16 protein-coding genes (1 of these 16 only partly in view) are annotated in these 16,606 nt (G+C 66.7%); 8 read left to right on the top strand and 8 right to left on the bottom strand.

Going from position 1 to position 16,606, the window contains the following annotated elements:
• Both KR767_RS05800 and KR767_RS05805 read left to right on the top strand, forming a co-directional pair.
• On the top strand, nt 1–819 hold the 3' portion of the coding sequence (locus KR767_RS05800) for an OapA family protein (protein ID WP_250878430.1). It extends 645 nt beyond the left edge of the window; only the last 819 of its 1,464 coding nucleotides appear in the window; its start codon lies off the left edge, out of view; its stop codon occupies nt 817–819.
• A 2-nt stretch (nt 820–821) separates the two neighbouring features.
• Nucleotides 822–1,937 (top strand): anhydro-N-acetylmuramic acid kinase, encoded by a 1,116-nt coding sequence (locus KR767_RS05805; RefSeq protein ID WP_250878431.1) that lies wholly within the window; start codon nt 822–824, stop codon nt 1,935–1,937.
• 6 nt (nt 1,938–1,943) lie between these two features.
• Here KR767_RS05805 and KR767_RS05810 read toward each other — a convergent pair whose 3' ends face one another.
• The 3 genes from KR767_RS05810 to KR767_RS05820 all read right to left on the bottom strand — a co-directional run bounded on the left by KR767_RS05810 (nt 1,944) and on the right by KR767_RS05820 (nt 4,383).
• Entirely contained in the window at nt 1,944–2,267 is a 324-nt protein-coding gene (locus KR767_RS05810; protein ID WP_250878432.1) for a hypothetical protein, read from the bottom strand.
• 35 nt (nt 2,268–2,302) lie between these two features.
• On the bottom strand, nt 2,303–3,535 hold the full coding sequence (locus KR767_RS05815; protein ID WP_166946360.1) for an AmpG family muropeptide MFS transporter: 1,233 nt from the start codon (nt 3,533–3,535) through the stop codon (nt 2,303–2,305).
• 77 nt (nt 3,536–3,612) lie between these two features.
• Nucleotides 3,613–4,383 carry an exodeoxyribonuclease III gene (locus KR767_RS05820; RefSeq protein ID WP_166945363.1) on the bottom strand — a complete coding sequence of 257 codons (771 nt, stop codon included), beginning with the start codon at nt 4,381–4,383 and terminating at the stop codon, nt 3,613–3,615.
• A 72-nt stretch (nt 4,384–4,455) separates the two neighbouring features.
• On the opposite strand from KR767_RS05820, the gene KR767_RS05825 reads away from it, so the two are divergent.
• The 3 genes from KR767_RS05825 to KR767_RS05835 all read left to right on the top strand — a co-directional run bounded on the left by KR767_RS05825 (nt 4,456) and on the right by KR767_RS05835 (nt 6,371).
• A complete protein-coding gene (locus KR767_RS05825; protein ID WP_250878433.1) occupies nt 4,456–4,968 on the top strand; it encodes a GNAT family N-acetyltransferase in 513 nt (170 codons plus the stop codon).
• Nucleotide 4,969: 1 nt separating this feature from the next.
• The gene (pyrE, locus tag KR767_RS05830; RefSeq protein ID WP_166945367.1) at nt 4,970–5,617 is read left to right on the top strand and encodes an orotate phosphoribosyltransferase; all 648 of its coding nucleotides are present in this window, start codon (nt 4,970–4,972) and stop codon (nt 5,615–5,617) included.
• Between the two features lie 97 nt (nt 5,618–5,714).
• A complete protein-coding gene (locus tag KR767_RS05835; RefSeq protein ID WP_250878434.1) occupies nt 5,715–6,371 on the top strand; it encodes a DUF4124 domain-containing protein in 657 nt (218 codons plus the stop codon).
• Between the two features lie 6 nt (nt 6,372–6,377).
• On the opposite strand, the gene KR767_RS05840 is transcribed toward KR767_RS05835, so the two are convergent.
• Genes KR767_RS05840 through coaBC form a run of 3 tightly spaced genes read right to left on the bottom strand, consistent with a single transcriptional unit; the run spans nt 6,378 to nt 10,394 of the window.
• Nucleotides 6,378–8,711: a phosphomannomutase/phosphoglucomutase gene (locus KR767_RS05840; RefSeq protein ID WP_250878435.1), complete on the bottom strand. Its 2,334-nt coding sequence runs from the start codon at nt 8,709–8,711 to the stop codon at nt 6,378–6,380.
• A 19-nt stretch (nt 8,712–8,730) separates the two neighbouring features.
• A complete protein-coding gene (dut, locus tag KR767_RS05845) occupies nt 8,731–9,186 on the bottom strand; it encodes a dUTP diphosphatase (RefSeq protein ID WP_166945373.1) in 456 nt (151 codons plus the stop codon).
• Entirely contained in the window at nt 9,183–10,394 is a 1,212-nt protein-coding gene (coaBC, locus tag KR767_RS05850; RefSeq protein ID WP_250878436.1) for a bifunctional phosphopantothenoylcysteine decarboxylase/phosphopantothenate--cysteine ligase CoaBC, read from the bottom strand. Before coaBC ends, dut begins: the two co-directional genes overlap by 4 nt.
• A gap of 154 nt (nt 10,395–10,548) precedes the next feature.
• Between coaBC and radC the strand changes: the two genes are divergently transcribed.
• Nucleotides 10,549–11,280, top strand: coding sequence for a RadC family protein (gene radC, locus KR767_RS05855; RefSeq protein ID WP_166945377.1), 732 nt, complete (start codon nt 10,549–10,551; stop codon nt 11,278–11,280).
• A 7-nt stretch (nt 11,281–11,287) separates the two neighbouring features.
• Here radC and KR767_RS05860 read toward each other — a convergent pair whose 3' ends face one another.
• Nucleotides 11,288–12,412, bottom strand: a complete 1,125-nt coding sequence (locus KR767_RS05860) for an FAD-dependent oxidoreductase (RefSeq protein WP_250878437.1) — start codon at nt 12,410–12,412, stop codon at nt 11,288–11,290.
• Nucleotides 12,413–13,080: 668 nt separating this feature from the next.
• On the opposite strand from KR767_RS05860, the gene argS reads away from it, so the two are divergent.
• Together argS and KR767_RS05870 are read left to right on the top strand one after the other, a co-directional pair.
• Nucleotides 13,081–14,769, top strand: coding sequence for an arginine--tRNA ligase (gene argS / locus KR767_RS05865; RefSeq protein WP_166945381.1), 1,689 nt, complete (start codon nt 13,081–13,083; stop codon nt 14,767–14,769).
• Nucleotides 14,770–15,513 carry an SPOR domain-containing protein gene (locus KR767_RS05870; RefSeq protein ID WP_250878438.1) on the top strand — a complete coding sequence of 248 codons (744 nt, stop codon included), beginning with the start codon at nt 14,770–14,772 and terminating at the stop codon, nt 15,511–15,513.
• Between the two features lie 182 nt (nt 15,514–15,695).
• On the opposite strand, the gene KR767_RS05875 is transcribed toward KR767_RS05870, so the two are convergent.
• Entirely contained in the window at nt 15,696–16,556 is an 861-nt protein-coding gene (locus KR767_RS05875) for an NAD(P)-dependent oxidoreductase (protein WP_250878439.1), read from the bottom strand.
• Nucleotides 16,557–16,606: the final 50 nt, after the last annotated feature.

The raw sequence follows: 16,606 nt of genomic DNA on the forward strand, positions 1-16,606 counted from the left end.
GGCGCCGCCACCAAGGCCGGCATGAGCACGGCGATGGTGCTGAAGCTGGCCGAGGTGTTCAAGTTCGACATCGACTTCGTGCAGGACCTGCGCGTCGGCGACAACTTCACCGTCATCTACGACGATGTCTACAGCGACGGCGCCTTCCTGCGCGAAGGCGACATCGTGGCCGCCGAGTTCGTGAACCAGGGCAAGCGCTACACCGCCTACCGCTTCAAGAACACCGACGGCAAGGTGAGCTACTTCAGCGAGGAAGGCCGTCCGCTCACCGGCTCCTTCCTGCGCATCCCGGTCGACTTCACCCGTATCTCCTCGCAGTTCAGCGCCGGCCGCATGCACCCGATCCTGGGCAAGATGCGCGCGCACAAGGGCGTGGACTACGCCGCCCCCTCCGGCACGCCCATCCATGCGGCGGGTGACGGCGTGGTCAAGTTCCGCGGCTGGATGAATGGCTATGGCAACTTCGTGGTCATCCAGCACAACGCCACCATCAGCACCGCCTACGGCCACATGTCGCGCTTCGCCAACCTGCGCGTCGGCCAGCGCGTGAGCCAGGGCAGCACGATCGGCTTCGTCGGTATGACCGGCCTCGCCACCGGTCCGCACCTGCACTACGAATTCCGTGTCAACAACGTCCAGCGCGACCCGCAGACGGTCACCCTTCCCAAGCCCGAGCCGCTGCCGGCCGCGCAGCTGGCGAAGTTCAAGAAGGAGGTCGTGGCACCGCAGCTTGCGCGTCTCAACCGCGTCGACAGCAACGTCAAGCTCGCCAGCGCCGACACCAAGCCGGGCAACGATAAAGCCAAGAGCAACGACTGACCGTGGCACTACACGACGGCCTCTACGTAGGCCTCATATCGGGCACCAGCGCGGATGGCATCGATGCCGCGCTGGTCCGCTTCCGCAACGAAAGGCCCGCGCTTGTCGCGGGCCTCACGCATCCATGGGACGAAAACCTGCGCCGGCGCATCCTTGCCGTGGCCCAGGATGAGGAACGCCTCGACCTGGATGCCTACGGCCGGCTCGACGTCGCCGTAGCGCGCGCCTTCGCCGAGGCCACGCATGCCGTGCTGGCGAAAGCCGACGTTGCTGCGAGCGAGGTCGCGGCCATCGGCTCGCACGGCCAGACGATCCGTCACCGCCCAGACGGCGACCTGCCCTTCACGCTGCAGATCGGCGATCCCTCGGTGATCGCGGAAAACACCGGCATCGACACCATCGGCGACTTCCGCAGGCCCGATGTGGCCGCCGGCGGCCAGGGCGCCCCACTCGTTCCCGCGTTCCACGCCACGGTGCTGCGCCCGCGCGAAGGCGCCCGCGTGGTGCTCAACCTGGGCGGCATCGCGAACGTTACCCGGCTCACTTCCGACGGGGGCGTCACCGGTTTCGATACCGGCCCGGCCAATGGCCTCATGGATGCCTGGTGCCTGCGCCACCGTGGCGAAGCCTACGATCGCGACGGCCGTTTCGCCCTGTCCGGCACGGTCGACCCCGACCTGCTCGCCGAACTGCTGGACGATGCCTACTTCGTACTGCCGCCGCCCAAGAGCACGGGCCGCGAGCATTTCCACCTGGGCTGGCTCGACCGGCATCCGCGCGTGGCGGAACTGGCACCGGAAGACGTACAGGCCACCCTGCTCTCCCTCAGCGCCGTCTCCATCACCGATGCCATCCGCGAGCACGCCGGAGATGCGCTTGACGTCGTGGCCTGCGGCGGCGGCGTGCACAACCTCGCCTTGATGCAGGCCATCGCGATGCGCCTGGAAGACAAGGCCCTGGTGGTGAGCGCCGATTTCGATATCGACCCGGATCTGATGGAGGCCATGGGCTTTGCCTGGCTGGCCTACCGCCGCCTGCGTGGCGAACCCGGCAACCTGCCGGCCGTTACCGGCGCAAGGGGCCCCCGCCTGCTGGGCGCGCTGTACGCCGCACCCTGACCGGCTTCAAAGGGATTCGTCGGTCGCCTTGCCAGCCGGCTTCACCAGGCGGTCGGGCGAGGCCTGGGCCAGGGCAGACAGCGCCTCCTGGAAAGCGGCCTGTTCGCTGGCATCCCAGGTGCCGTGAAGATGGGCGATATCGCCCGGATCGAGCAGCAGTTCGCCGAATGCGTCGCTCGGGCCAAGGCCGAGGCCATGGCGCAACGCATGCAGGATCACCTCATTGATCGACCAGCGGCGTTCGCGGGCAAGTGTCTTGATCCGCTCGGCCATCTGGTCGTCGATATGTCGCACTACGATATCCGGCACGTGCGTGACCTCCTCGCGCATGCCCCCTGTGCTGCCGATCTTACACAGGTTTGCCGTCAGGGCGCATTGACCGGAACCGGCTTCGACAGGCCCGGAATACGCGGCCACAGCCACGCCAGCACGAGCAGCGTGGGCACGATCGACACCGTGCTGATGATGAACAGCGCCGGGTAGCCCGCGCCCTTCACGAGGAAGCCCGAAAAGCCGCCGATCAGCTTGCCGGGCAGGTTGGCCAGCGAGCTGAGCAGGGCGTACTGGGTGGCGGTAAAGCTGCGATTGACCAGCGATGACATGAAGGCCACCAGCACCGGCCCGGCGAAGCCCTGGGCGAGGTTGTCGCCCGACAGCGTCGCCACGAAGGCCCAGGTCTGGCCGGGGTTCTGCGCCATCAGCAGGTAGAGCATGTTGGACAGCGCCACGCCGATCGCGGAGATCACCAGCAGGCGCCGCATCTCGAACCGGGTGACCGCCCAGCCGCCCGCCAGGGCGCCCACGATGCCGATGATCAGGCCATAGACCTTGGATACCTCGGCGATCTGCGTCTTGCTGAAGCCGGCGTCCAGGTAGAACGGATAAGCCATTGCCCCCAGCATCTGGTCCGGCAGGCGGAACAGGGCCACGAAAACCAGCAGGCCCGCCGCCAGCACGAGTCCGAAGCGCGAATAGAAGTCGCGGAATGGCCCGATGAAGCTTTCTTCCACCGCCTGGCGCAACGGCACCCGCTCGCGTACACGGTGTTCGGGCTCGCGGGCGGCAAAGACCGCCGCCACCGGAATCAGGATGAGGGCGCAGATCACCACGTAGCCGCGCTGCCAGCCCACCATGTCGGCCACGATGAGGATGCCAGCGCCGCCCGCGATGAGACCCAGCCGGTATCCCAGCGTATAGGTGGCTGCGAGTGCCCCCTGTGCCTCGATGGGCGCAATCTCCACGCGGTAGGCATCCACCACGATGTCGATGGTGGCGCCCGCGATGGCCGCCAGCAGGGTCATGCCCATGAACACCTGCAGGGAAAGCGTCGGCGGCATCGCCGCCATGCCCAGCAGCCCCGCCGCCAGCAGCAGCAGGGCAAACAACAGCCAGCCACGTCGCTGCCCCAGCCGGCAGAACAGCGGCAGGCGGAACTTGTCCACGACCGGCGCCCAGACGAACTTGAAGTTGTAGGCGAAGGTCACGAAGCTGGCGATGCCGATGGCACCGTAATCCACCCCCGACTCCTTCAGCCATGCGGACAGCGTATTGCCGACCAGCAGGAACGGCAGGCCCGAACCGATGCCGAACAGCAGCATGGTGATGGCACCCGGCTGGGCAAAGGCCGCAAGGACACCCCGCAGCCCCTTGTAGCGGACCGTTCCCGACGCTTCGCTCACTCGGCGTAATCCACGGTGTAGGGCGCGTGGTCGGAGAAACGCTCGTCACGATAGATCGAACAACCGCGCAGGCGATCGCGCAGGCCCTGGGTGACGATCTGGTAGTCGATGCGCCAACCCACGTTGTTGGCCCGTGCCTGGCCACGGTTGGACCACCAGGTGTATTCCACGGCATCGGGTTTCAGTGCGCGGAAGCTGTCGACCCAGCCCAGCTCGTTGAACAGCAGGTCGAGCCATGCGCGTTCTTCGGGCAGGCAGCCGGAGTTCTTCTGGTTGGAGGTCCAGTTCTTGATGTCGTTCTTCGTGTGCACGATGTTCCAGTCGCCGCACAGCACGTAGTCGCGGCCGCTGGCGGCCCACTCGCGCAGGATCGGGGTGAGCCATTCCATCACGCGGAACTTGTACTGCTGGCGTTCGTCACCCGAGGAACCCGACGGGATGTAGAACGACACCACGCTGAGATTGCCATAGCGGGCTTCGATGTAGCGGCCTTCGCAGTCGAAATCTTCGCGGCCCAGCGAAGTACGCACTTCATCGGGTTCACGACGCGAATAAATGGCCACGCCGCTGTAGCCCTTCTTGCTGCGGGCGTCGTGATAGAAGCAATGATGGCCATCGGGCCGGAACATCGCATCGGTGAGCTGCGATTCCTGGGCCTTGGTTTCCTGCAGGCAGACCACGTCGGCGTCCTGCTGGCGAAGCCAGTCGAACACGCCCTTGGTGGCGGCGGAACGGATGCCGTTGGCGTTCAGCGAGATGATGCGCATGGGATCTTCTTTGCGACGTCGAGGACCGCATGATAGCGGCTTGCGCCGACGGCCTCCTGTTAGGATGTAACAATGATGCCGAACATCGAAGTGCGCCCCGTCGACGACAGCCTGCGTGCCGAGGTCAGCGCGCTCGCCGTCCACCCGGCGCAAACCATGTTCGTAGGCCAGGTATCCGACTCCTTAGCCGATGTCGCCGTATGTCCCGGCAGCGAGGCGCTGGCCCTGCTGGAAGACGGTGCGGTGGTGGGTTATGTGCGCATCGATCGCACGGCGGCGGCGCTGGGTGATTCGCCATTCGTCGCCGGCGCAGTGGCGCTGCGCAGCTTCCTCATCGATGCTCATCGACAGGGCCGGGGCCTGGGTACCCGTGCGCTCGCAGCCATCGCCGCATACGTCGCCGGACGGCACCCGGACCGCCAGCGCATCCTGCTTACCGTGAACGTGCGCAACGAAGGCGCCGTCCGCGCCTATGCCCGGGCCGGCTATGTCGACAGCGGCACGCTGTACCATGGCGGGTCGGCGGGCCCGCAACATGTGATGTGGGCGTCGCTGCCCCCATCGAACCCAGCAGAGACTTCCTGACGTGCACGATTACCAGCGCGAATTCATCGAACTGACCCTTTCCCGCGACGTCCTGCGTTTCGGCGAGTTCACGCTGAAATCCGGCCGCAGCAGCCCGTACTTCTTCAATATGGGCCGCATCGACTCCGGTGCCGCACTGGCCCGCCTGGGTCGTTCCTACGCCGCAGCGGCCACCCGCTCCGGCGTGGCCTTCGACATGCTGTTCGGTCCGGCCTACAAGGGCATCGCCCTGGCCGCCGCCACGGCCATTGCCCTGGCGGATACCCAGGACCGGGACATTCCCTGGGCCTACAATCGCAAGGAAGCCAAGGACCACGGCGAGGGCGGCACGCTGGTCGGCGCCCCGTTGAAGGGCAAGGTGCTGATCGTCGACGACGTGATGACCGCCGGCACCGCCGTGCGTGAATCCCTTGAACTCATCCGCGCGCAGGGTGCCGAACCGGCTGGCGTGCTGATCGCACTCGATCGCCAGGAACGCGGCCAGGGCGAGCTGTCGGCCGCCCAGGAAGTATCGAAGCACTTCGGCATCCCCGTGATCGCCATCGCCAGCCTCGCCGACGTGCTCGCCTATGCGGGCGAGCGTCCGGAACTGGCCGCCGAGCACGCGCGCCTGGTGGCGTATCGCGAGCAGTACGGCGTCAAGGCCTGACAAAAGCGCGACTGCGTCACGCGGACGGTCGCGATAGCGGCCTGCGCATGGTTCCCCTCCGATGGCTGGCTATACTCCGGCTTCAGGAGGGAACACCATGCGAGCTGTACGTTACATCCTGGCGGGAGCCGCGCTGTGCCTTGGCACGGCGGCACTCGCCCAGAGCAACACGTCCAACAACAACGGCGTCCGCTACAAATGGAAGGACGCCTCGGGCGCCTCCATCTTCAGCGACACGCTCACACCCGATGCCCTCAAGTCGGGCTATGACGTGGTGAACAGCCAGGGCATGACGGTACGCCATGTCGACAGGGCGCTCACCGCCGACGAACGCGCCGCAGCCCGCAAGCTTGCCGACCAGAAAGCGGCACAAGACCAGGCGCAGGAGCAACGCCGGCGCGAAGACGCGCAGATGCTCAATGCCTATCCGGACGAAACCTCGTTCATGGCGGCGAAAAACGCCGAGGTCGATAATTTCGAGCAGGCAGCCCGTACCACGCGCCTCAGCTTGCAGGGACAGGAGAAGGCCCTTGCCGACCTGCTCAACCGTGCCGCGGATCTTGAGCGCGCCAAGCAGCCCGTGCCGCCGTATCTCAAGGATCGCATTGCCGCCCAGCGCGATACCGTGACCAACCTGCGCACCACGCTCCAGCGCCAGCAGGCGGCCAAGGACACCGCAAAGGCCGGGCTGGACGCACAGCTGAAGCATTACCGCGACGTCAAAGCCGCCGCGCAGGCCCCCGCCGGCCAGTAGGCCGGCTCAGAACGGCAGCGAAATCCCGCTGTCCACGGCATGGATGTGCTGCCGGAATGCGTCCCTGATCCGCTCGAATGCCTTGCCGTCGTTCGCTTCGAAACGGAATACGAGCGCTTCCTCGGTATGCGAGGCGCGCACCAGGCCCCAGCCATCCGCCCAGTCGACGCGAACGCCATCAAGCGTGGTCACTCGCGCATCGTCGAACGGTATGTCGCGGAACGCCGCCATGAAGCGAGCCGACGCGCCCTCCTCCATCGCCAGGCGTAGCTCCGGCGTGGACATGCCATGTGGAAACTCGGCGACCAGCGCGGACAGACCACGCTCTTCCGGATCGCCCGCGAGGATTTCGAGCAGCCGTGCCGCCGCATACACGCCATCGTCGAAGCCGTACCAGCGATTGCCGTCGGCAAAGAAGAAATGGCCACTCATTTCGCCACCCAGCGCGGCGCCAGTCTCGCGCATCTTCGCCTTGATCATCGAGTGTCCCGTACGCCACATCAGGGGCACGCCTGCCGCCTCCTGGATGACCGGGCGCAGGTGCGCGCTGCACTTCACATCGTAGACGACCGTGGCCCCCGGATTGCGCAGCAGGACGTCTTGCGCAAACAGCATCAGCAGCCGGTCCGCCGGTACGATCTCGCCCTCGTGCGTGACGACACCCAGGCGGTCGCCATCGCCGTCGAACGCGATGCCGAGATCGGCGCCCGTGGTGCGCACGGCGGCGATCAGGTCGGCAAGGTTATGTGCATCGGACGGATCGGGATGATGGTTCGGGAAGGTGCCGTCCACGTCACAGTAAAGCGGCATCACCTCGCAGCCGATGTCTTCCAGCACGCGCGGCGCCACGGCGCCTGCAATGCCGTTACCGGCATCCACCACCACCTTCAGCCGGCGCCCGGCGGAAACATCGCCGACGACACGGGAAACGTAGGCATCGGTTGCGGATACCTCCCGCAGGCTGCCATGCCCATCGACAGGAAGCTGGCCTTCTTCGATACGCCGGCGCAGGTCGGTGATGGCGTCGCCGGAGAGGGTTTCACCGCCGACCACGATCTTGAAACCATTGTGACTGGCGGGGTTGTGGCTACCCGTCACGGCCACCGCGCAGCCCGTGCCAAAGTGAAAGGCCGCGAAATAGACCACCGGCGTGGGCGCGGCACCGATGTCGATCACGTCGATGCCCGCTGATCGCAAGCCGTCGGACAGTGCATGCGCAAGCTCCGGCCCCGACGTACGACCGTCGCGACCGATCACGATCTCATGCAGGCCATGCTCACGCATGAGGCTGCCGATGGCACCGCCGATCTGGCGGGCGGTGTCCGTGCCCAGGGAGCGTCCCACGACACCACGTATGTCGTATGCACGAAAGATCGAGGCGTCCACTGGACTCGCCGTGAGTTTCGGGATATCGGACACCACCTCGTCCGCGGCATGCGCGAGGGCTGGCGCCGCTGCGGGAGGCAGGCGTGGTTTGCGCACCACATCGGCAACAAGGATGTCCGGTTTCGGCTCGTCATCCACGGGCGGCGGAAGATGATTTCGTCGCCAGGCGAGAAAACCACCGCCACCCAGGCAGAGCAACGTCAGCACGCCAGCGACCACGACCGAATCGGGCAGCACGATGAAGGCGCGGGGCATGGCTGCCATGACGGAGAACATCGTTCCCGGCACCGGCATCCCGGTCGCTTCCAGTTCCGCCGCACGGGAACCGCGGGTCAGCAAGGGAGCGGCATTGTCGCCCTGGTGCAGTTCAAGGCGGCCGCCTGCGGGGGATACGGCCTCGAAGTGCTGGGTGATTGCGTCGAACGGAAATTCCAGCCAGATCCAGGCGCGTGGATCCCGGATATCACCGATGGGCTCCACAAGGGACATTCGCCGCTGGCCATTCACCAGCAACGTGGACGCAGGGACAGCCGTTTCCGTGCCCAGCGCACTCATCAACTGTGCGGCCTTGGCATACCCGAAGGTGCGATAGTCGGCATGCACCACTTCATCGAGGCCGCTGCTGTAGACGTCCACAGCCCGCGCATCCGGCATGGCAAGGCGAAGGCGGGCGGCCACGGCCGGATGGTCGTCAAGGATGACGGCGAGCGCCGGGTCACCGATGGCCTTGCGAAAGGCGCCCTGGTATCCGTTCACGACGCCCGCAATGGCCTGTACGGCCTCCCGCTGGGCAGCGTGCGTACGCTCGGCCGCGCTCTCCTTGTCGGCGATGAGCCAGGTCTGCCACGCGCAGAAAAACCCCAGCACGATGAACAGCGTCGCTCCCGCCAGCGGCAGCGTGCGACGCAGATCGATACGGAGTCTCCGCCCCACCCCTCCCGTTATCCGAGCCATGCCGCCCCTTGTCGTCGTGTCAGCCCACGCCGGTGGAACCGAATCCGCCTTCGCCCCGCTGCGACGGCTGGAATTCGTTTACCACGCGCAAACGCGCGCGGCCTACCGGCACGAGCAATAGTTGCGCAATCCGGTCGCCCGGCGCGATGGTCACCGTCGCATTTCCGCGATTCCAGCAGGAAATCATCAACGGGCCCTGGTAGTCGGCATCGATGACGCCCACCAGGTTGCCCATCACCAGGCCCTGCTTGTGGCCCAGGCCCGAGCGCGGAACGATCAGCGCGCACCAGGCCGGATCGCCGATGTGGATGGCCATGCCGGTGGGCACCAGCAGGCTTTCGCCCGGAGCCAGGGTCACGGGTGCCTCTGTAGCCGCGCGCAGGTCCATGCCTGCGCTGCCTGCCGTCGCCGGTTCGGGCAGCGGGATGCTGTCGCCCAGGCGCGGGTCGAGGATTTTCAGTTCGATGTCGATCAAGGTGTCGGTCCGTGGCCGGAAAGGAAGCGTTCGGCGATGTGCTCGATGAGCTGTCGCGCCAGTTCGGTCTTGGGCCGGGTGGGGAGTACGAGATCGCCACCCGGCCAGTACAGGTGCAGTGCGTTCTCGGCCACTTCGAAGCCCTTGCCCGCGCCCACTTCGTTGGCGGCGATCATGTCCAGGCCCTTGCGACGCAGCTTGTCCTGCGCGTAGCTGGCCAGCTCGTGCGTTTCGGCGGCGAAGCCCACCAGGAAGGGATGTCCGGGTTGCGCCGCGAGGGCCGCAATGATGTCCGGGTTTTCGGTGAGCTCCAGGTGCAGCGGGGACCCGTCGACCTTCTTCAGTTTGTGGTCGGCCGTGCCTGCCGGGCGGTAATCACCCACGGCGGCCGCTCCCACGTAGATATCGCTGCGCTGGCAGGCCGCGAGCACGGCGTCGTGCATCTGCCGCGCGCTGCGCACATCGATGCGCGTGACACCTGGCGGTGTCGGCAGGGATACCGGACCGGCCACCAGCGTGACCTCCGCACCGGCATCGCGGGCCGCGGCGGCCACGGCGAAACCCATGCGACCGGAACTGCGGTTGCCGATGAAGCGCACCGGATCGATGTCTTCGTAGGTGGGGCCCGCGCTCACGACCACATGTCGGCCGTGCAAGGCCTGGCTACCAAACGAGGCCACCAGGCGGTCACGCAGGTCGTGCGGTTCGAGCATGCGACCGGAACCGATGTCACCGCAGGCCTGGTCGCCATCGGCCGGCCCCAGGATGCCCACGCCACGCACGCGCAGCGTGCCGATATTGGCCTGCACCGCCGGATGGGCCCACATCTGCTGGTTCATCGCCGGCGCCACGTACACGGGTGCCGCGGTGGCGAGCACGACGGTGCTGAGCAGGTCGTTGGCAAAACCATGCGCCAGACGGGCAATGGTATCGGCGCTGGCGGGGGCGATGAGCACGCGCTCGGCCCATTTGGCCAGCTCGATATGGCCCATGGCGGCTTCGCCCTGCTCATCCCACAGGCTCACCCGCACCGGCTGTCCGGACAGCGCCTGGAAGGTGGTGGGCGTGACGAAGTGGGTGGCGCCCTCGGTCATCACCACACGGACCTCGGCTTCGAGATCACGCAGGCGACGGACGAGCTCGCAGACCTTGTAGGCGGCGATGCCGCCGGTGACGCCGATCAGGATGCGACGCTGACGAAGACTCATGGCGAAACAGCGTTTGCTCTAAAGGCTGGTTAGCTTAGCGGATTTCGCGCCTACCTCCGTCGCGGGCGACGAGCGGCGCTTTTTCAGAATCCTTCCATCGCGGCTTGCCGGTCATCCGCCTACCGTGGGCCGTCGCCGACACCGGAACACGAAGATGAAACAGGATACCCACGCGCAAGGGGTGGGGGATGCCCGCACGCCTCGCTACACCGCCGGAACCATCCCGCAATGGCCCGAAAGCGAACGCCCTCGCGAACGGCTGCTGCGCCATGGTGCCGTGGCGCTTTCCGATGCCGAACTCATTGCCGTCCTGCTGGGTAGCGGCAGTGCCGGCCGCGATGCCGTCGCCACGGGCCGGGCGCTGCTCGGCGAGGCGGGCAGCCTGGGGCGCCTGCTCGCCGACCCGGACCACATGCCCCGGGTGCACGGCGTGGGCCCCGCGAAGCGGGCGCGCATCGTCGCCGCGCTGGAGCTGGCCCGGCGTTCACTCGCCGAAGGCCTGGCAGACCTGCCTGCGCTCCGCTCGCCCGCCGACAGCACCGCCTATCTCGAATCACGGTTGCGGCACCTGGCCCACGAGGTGTTCGCCTGCCTCTTCCTGGACACCCGCCATCGCGTACTGGGCTATGAAGAATTGTTCCGCGGCACCATCGATGGCACCAGCGTCTATCCAAGGGAGGTCGTGCGAGCGTGCCTGCGCCATCAGGCGAGCGCGGTGATCTTCGCCCACAACCATCCGTCGGGCATCGCCGAACCCAGCACGGCGGATCTGGACATCACCCGCCGGCTCACCGAAGCGCTGGCGCTGATCGATATCCGCGTGCTCGACCACATCGTGGTCGGCCATGGCGAAACGGTGTCCATGGCCTCACGGGGGCTTATCTGACGATCCGTCAGGGCTGCTTCAACGGACCATAGGTCGCCGCATAGCTGCGCGGGGTGATGAACGGCATCAGCAGGCTGCGCAGCGCATGTGGCAGGCGGGCTGCCTTGGAGAGCTTGTCGGTCATCGCCTGCACGTGTTCGACGCGGGAACGGCGTGCTGCCTCGAAACGCTGCCCCACCGCCGGGCCCGCGCCCTCCTTCGCGACGATATCCGCCAGCACCAGGGCGTCTTCCATCGCCAGCGCGGCGCCCTCGGCCCAGACCGGGGCCGTGGCGTGCGCGGCGTCACCGATCAGGAGGATGCGGTCGCGACTCCAGGAGGTGAGGCGCACCTCTTCGATGGGCGAGTGATACACCGACCCGGGATAGGCCAGCACGGCGTCCATCGTCTCGCGCACCCGCGCGGGGAAGTCGCGCACTACATCACGCAGCAGCGACAGGTCGCTGTCGGCGGCGCCGGCCGACGTGGCCGCGGCCCAGCCGTAGACCGTGCGCTCATCCACGGGCAGCAAGAGCACCATGCCGCGCTCGCCGGTCCACAGGGTCCAGCAATCGAGGCCGGGGTTCGGGCCCATGAAACGCCAGCTTGCCGCGGCAAGCCGCGCGCTGGAGGCTCCGGCCGTGCCGGCCACGCTGGGCCGGATCGTCGAGCGCACGCCATCGGCGCCGACGAGCAGGTCCGAGATCCACTCCTGGCCGTCGGCCAGGCGGGTGCGGACGCCCGTGGCGTCCTGCGATACCGAGGCCACGCCGGTTCCGCGCAGGATGTGGGAGGCATCCTGGCCGCTGGCGAGCATGTTCATCAGGTCCGAGCGACGCACCGCACGCGGCCGCATCGCCTCTCCCCAGAAAGCGTCCTCATCGATCGACGCGAGGATCCGGTCCTTCCGCGTGCGGTACTCGCGACGCTTCACCGGATACCCCAGGCGCTCGATCGCCTCGCCCAGCCCCAGCCGGTGCAGGGCAGCCACGGCATTACCGGGCAGGTTGATGGCCAGACCGGCGTCGGCGGCCTGGAGGCTGCGCTCGACGATGGTGGCCGGCACCCCCTTCTGGGCCAGGGCCCGCAAGGTGGCGAGGCCGGCGATGCCGCCTCCGGCAATGAGGACACGCTGATTCTGGGGTTGATCCATCCGCTGGGCTTCCGGGTGTCGAAGAGCCGACATCTTCCCGGATCGGGCATGGGGTGTCCGGTACGAAACCATCAAATCGGGCGAGTGACCCGTTTCCAGACCACCTGGCCCGGCTTCTGTAGGAGCGCGCCTTGCGCGCGACCGGGGGGCCATCGCAAACGGCTGTCGCGCGCAAGGCGCGCTCCTACAAGGGCGCTGCGTTCGTCGGATGGTCTGGCATCCGGCGAATCGCAAAAATAAAGGCGCGAGTGCCGCTCGCGCCTTCGTGGGTCATCTATCGAGGGAGGGGCGTCGATAACCCGTCGTGCCATGGCGGGGAGACACCGGGCACGGATGAAAGTGTGACAGTGACCCGTGACAGACCCGTGACGTGCCGAAAATCCCCTGAAGAGGACGGCCGCCGCGGGACTTATGCACATTTGCGATCTTTCCCACTTGCCGGTCACAGCTGCTGTCCTTGCGCAGGTCAGGCACTTAACTTGCTGATCTTAAATACCTTTACTTGTGACGCAACGATGTCAAGAGGGGCTGGGGGGCTTCGAAGGCACTTGACGGGAGCTTTGTTCACAGAGTTATCCACAGGCAGCAAGGGATCTGTGGACAGACCCGAAGGGCGGGTTTTGCCTTTCTGATAGGATTGCGGGTTCCATCTCCGCGTCGCACATCCCGTGAAACATCCGCTGAAACAACTTGTCCTTCAGGCGATTGGCGCCCTGCGGGAGTCCGGCAAGCTGCCTTCCGACTTCGTCGCCCCCGCGTTCGTCATCGAGCGCACGCGCAGTCGCGAGCACGGCGATTTCGCGACCAATGCCGCCATGATGATGGCCAAGGCTGCCGGCCGTAAGCCGCGCGACATCGCCACCGACCTGGTGGAAGCCCTTCCGGTTTCCCCGCTCGTGGGCAAGGTCGAGATTGCCGGCCCCGGCTTCATCAACTTCTTCCTGGCCCCGGCCGCGTTCCACGCCGAAATCCGCCAGTCCCTCGCGCTGGGCGACAGCTACGGCCACAACCAGGACGGTGGCGGCCGCACGGCCGGCGTCGAGTTCGTCTCGGCCAATCCCACCGGTCCGCTGCATGTCGGCCACGGCCGCGCGGCGGTCATCGGCGACAGCATCAGCCGCCTGCTGCACGCGGCCGGCTACAAGGTGTTCCGCGAGTTCTACTACAACGACGCCGGCGTGCAGATCGCCAACCTGGCTCTCTCCACCCAGTGCCGCGCCAGGGGCATCGGCCCGGACGACGCGGGCTGGCCCGAGTCGGGTTATCGCGGTGACTACATCGCCGACGTGGCCCGCGCCTTCCTGGCGAAGGAATCGGTGGAAGCCGATGGCGAGGTCGTCACCGGTAGCGGCGACGTCGACAACCTCGACGATATCCGCCGCTTCGCCGTGGCCTGCCTGCGCCACGAGCAGGATCTCGACCTGAAGGCCTTCGGCGTCGGCTTCGACGTGTACTACCTCGAATCCTCCCTCTATACCGGGGGCAAGGTGGACGAGACCGTGCGCGAGCTGGTCGCACATGGGCACACCTACGAGGAAGGCGGCGCGCTGTGGCTGCGTACCACCGATTTCGGTGACGACAAGGACCGCGTCATGCGCAAGTCCGACGGCACTTACACCTACTTCCTGCCCGACGTGGCCTACCACCGCACCAAGTGGCAGCGTGGCTACGAGCGTGCCATCACCGAGCTGGGCTCCGATCATCACGGCTCCCTGGCCCGCGTGAAGGCCGGCCTGCAGGCGCTGGACGCCGGCATTCCGAAGAACTGGCCCGAGTACGTGCTGCACCAGATGGTGACGGTGATGAAGGGCGGCGAAGAGGTGAAGATCTCCAAGCGCGCCGGTTCGTACGTCACCCTGCGCGATCTGATCGACGAAGTGGGCCGCGACGCCACGCGTTACTTCCTGATCGCCCGCAAGGCCGACTCGCAGCTGGTGTTCGACATCGACCTGGCCCGTTCGCAGAGCACCGACAACCCGGTCTATTACATCCAGTACGCGCATGCGCGCGCCTGCCGCGTCTTCCGTGAACTGGCCGATCGTGGCCTGGCGACGGATCGCGCCAACGGCCTGGCGAAGCTCGACCTGCTCGACAACGAGCACGAGCAGGTGCTGATGGTGGAGCTGTCGCGTTATCCGGAAGTGGTGGAGGCCGCCGCAGCCAATCTGGAACCGCACCTGATCGCGCAATACTTGCAAGAGCTTGCGCGCGCGCTCCATAGCTACTATCACGAGCACAAGTGGATCGTCGACGACGCCGATCTGCGCGACGCCCGCCTCGCCATGGTGGCCGCCACGCAGCAGGTGCTCCGCAACGGTCTGGATCTGCTGGGCATTTCCGCCCCGGAGAGCATGTAAATGGCAACACGCAAGAAGGGCAAGGGCCGCCAGGCCGTTCGCAACAGCTCCGGTGGCATGCCGGGCTGGGGCTGGGCGCTGATCGGTATCCTCGCCGGCGCCGTGCTGATGGCCGTCGCGATGCGCGGCAGCATCATCCCCATCAAGAAAGACGGCCCGGAACCGAACCCGCAGGCCACCGCACAGAAGGGCAGCGACCCGGGCGTGGCGGACCAGGCCGAGCCCGAGAAGCCGAAGAAGCCGTCGTACGACTTCTATTCGGTGCTTTCGGAGAAGGAAGTCCGCATCCCCGATGCCGAGATCCGCGCGCAGGCCAGTGCCGAAGCGCAGCAAAAGCAGCAACAGCAAGCGGCCCAGCAACAGGCCGCACAGCAGGCCGCCGCACAGCAGCAGGCACAGCAGCCTCCGCAGCAGACCGCCGTCGTCGCCGCGAACCTGCCGAAGGCCACCACGCAGACTGTGACCGCCACGCCCTCGCAGCCGGCCCAGCCTGCCGCGCAATCGGCGGGTTCGGGTTACCTGCTGCAGGTAGGTGCGTTCCCGAGCGCATCGGATGCCGAAGCGCTGAAGGCCAAGCTGGCCTTGCAGGGTTTCGTGGCGAACGTGCAATCGGTGAAGGTAGGCGCGCAGACGTACAACCGTGTGCGCCTGGGGCCGTTCAAGTCGGCTACCGACCTGGAAAGCACGAAGCAGCGCTTGCAGTCGGCGGGGATCAGTGCCATTGCCTTGAAGGAAGGCAGCTGAGTCTTTGGCACCTCGCATAAAAAAGCCCGCTTCGGCGGGCTTTTTTATGGCTGGAGTTTCGGCCTGATCCGGTCGCGCGCAAGGCGCGCTCCTACATGGATTGGGGCTGTCGCGCGCGGGCGCGCTTCTGCACGAGCCGCCCTGTAGGAGCGCGCCTGCGCGCGACCGCTACGAAGCGCCCCTCAGCTCTTCCGCTTCAACCGGATCAACGCGGAAATATCGTCATCACCATACCCCTGCGACATCAGCTCGGCATAGTTCGCCAGCGACTGCTCGATGATGGTCCGATCCGTGCCCGCGTCCTGCGCGATACCACGCACGATGCCGAGATCCTTGTGCAGCAGGCTCAGCTTGAAGCCCACCGAGAACTCGTTGCGCAGCATCGTGGCGCCACGCTTTTCGAGAAACCAGTTGCCCGCCGCGCCCGCACCCAGCGTGGGAATCAGGCGATCCGCCTCCAGCCCCAGCGCCTCGCCCAGGGCCAGGCCTTCTGTCACCGCCTGGGCGATACCGGCCACCAGCACCTGGTTCACGGCCTTCGTCGCCTGGCCGCCACCCACCGGCCCCATGTGGGTAATACGCGCACCATAAGCCTCAAGCACCGGCCGCGCGCGTTCGAGCACGTCCGCCTCGCCGCCGACCATCACCGACAGCTTGCCGTTCTTCGCGCCTTCCACACCGCCGGACACCGGCGCATCGAGGAAATGCGCACCGACCTCGGCAAGGATGCGCGCGGCACGCTGCGCCGTGGCGGGCGCCACCGTGGAATGATCGATCACGATGTCGCCCCTGGACAGCGATGGCGCCAGCGCCTCCACCACGCCGATCACATCGGCATCCGCGCTGACGCACAGCGCGATCACATCACACGATGCGGCGATGCCCGCCGTATCCGGTGCCTGCACGCCCAGTTCCTTCGCCAGTTCGTCCGCGCGCGCCTGCGTGCGGTTGCCAACGGCGGCAAGCAATCCCTTGTCGTGGAGGTGCCGGGCCATGGGGGCGCCCATGGCACCCAGTCCGATGAATGCTGCCTTGATCGTCATTGCGTTATCCGTCGTCGTACGTGCAAAAAAAACGCGGCGCATGAAGCGCC

This window comes from Luteibacter anthropi (assembly GCF_023699965.1).
Taxonomy (GTDB): Bacteria; Pseudomonadota; Gammaproteobacteria; order Xanthomonadales; family Rhodanobacteraceae; genus Luteibacter; species Luteibacter anthropi.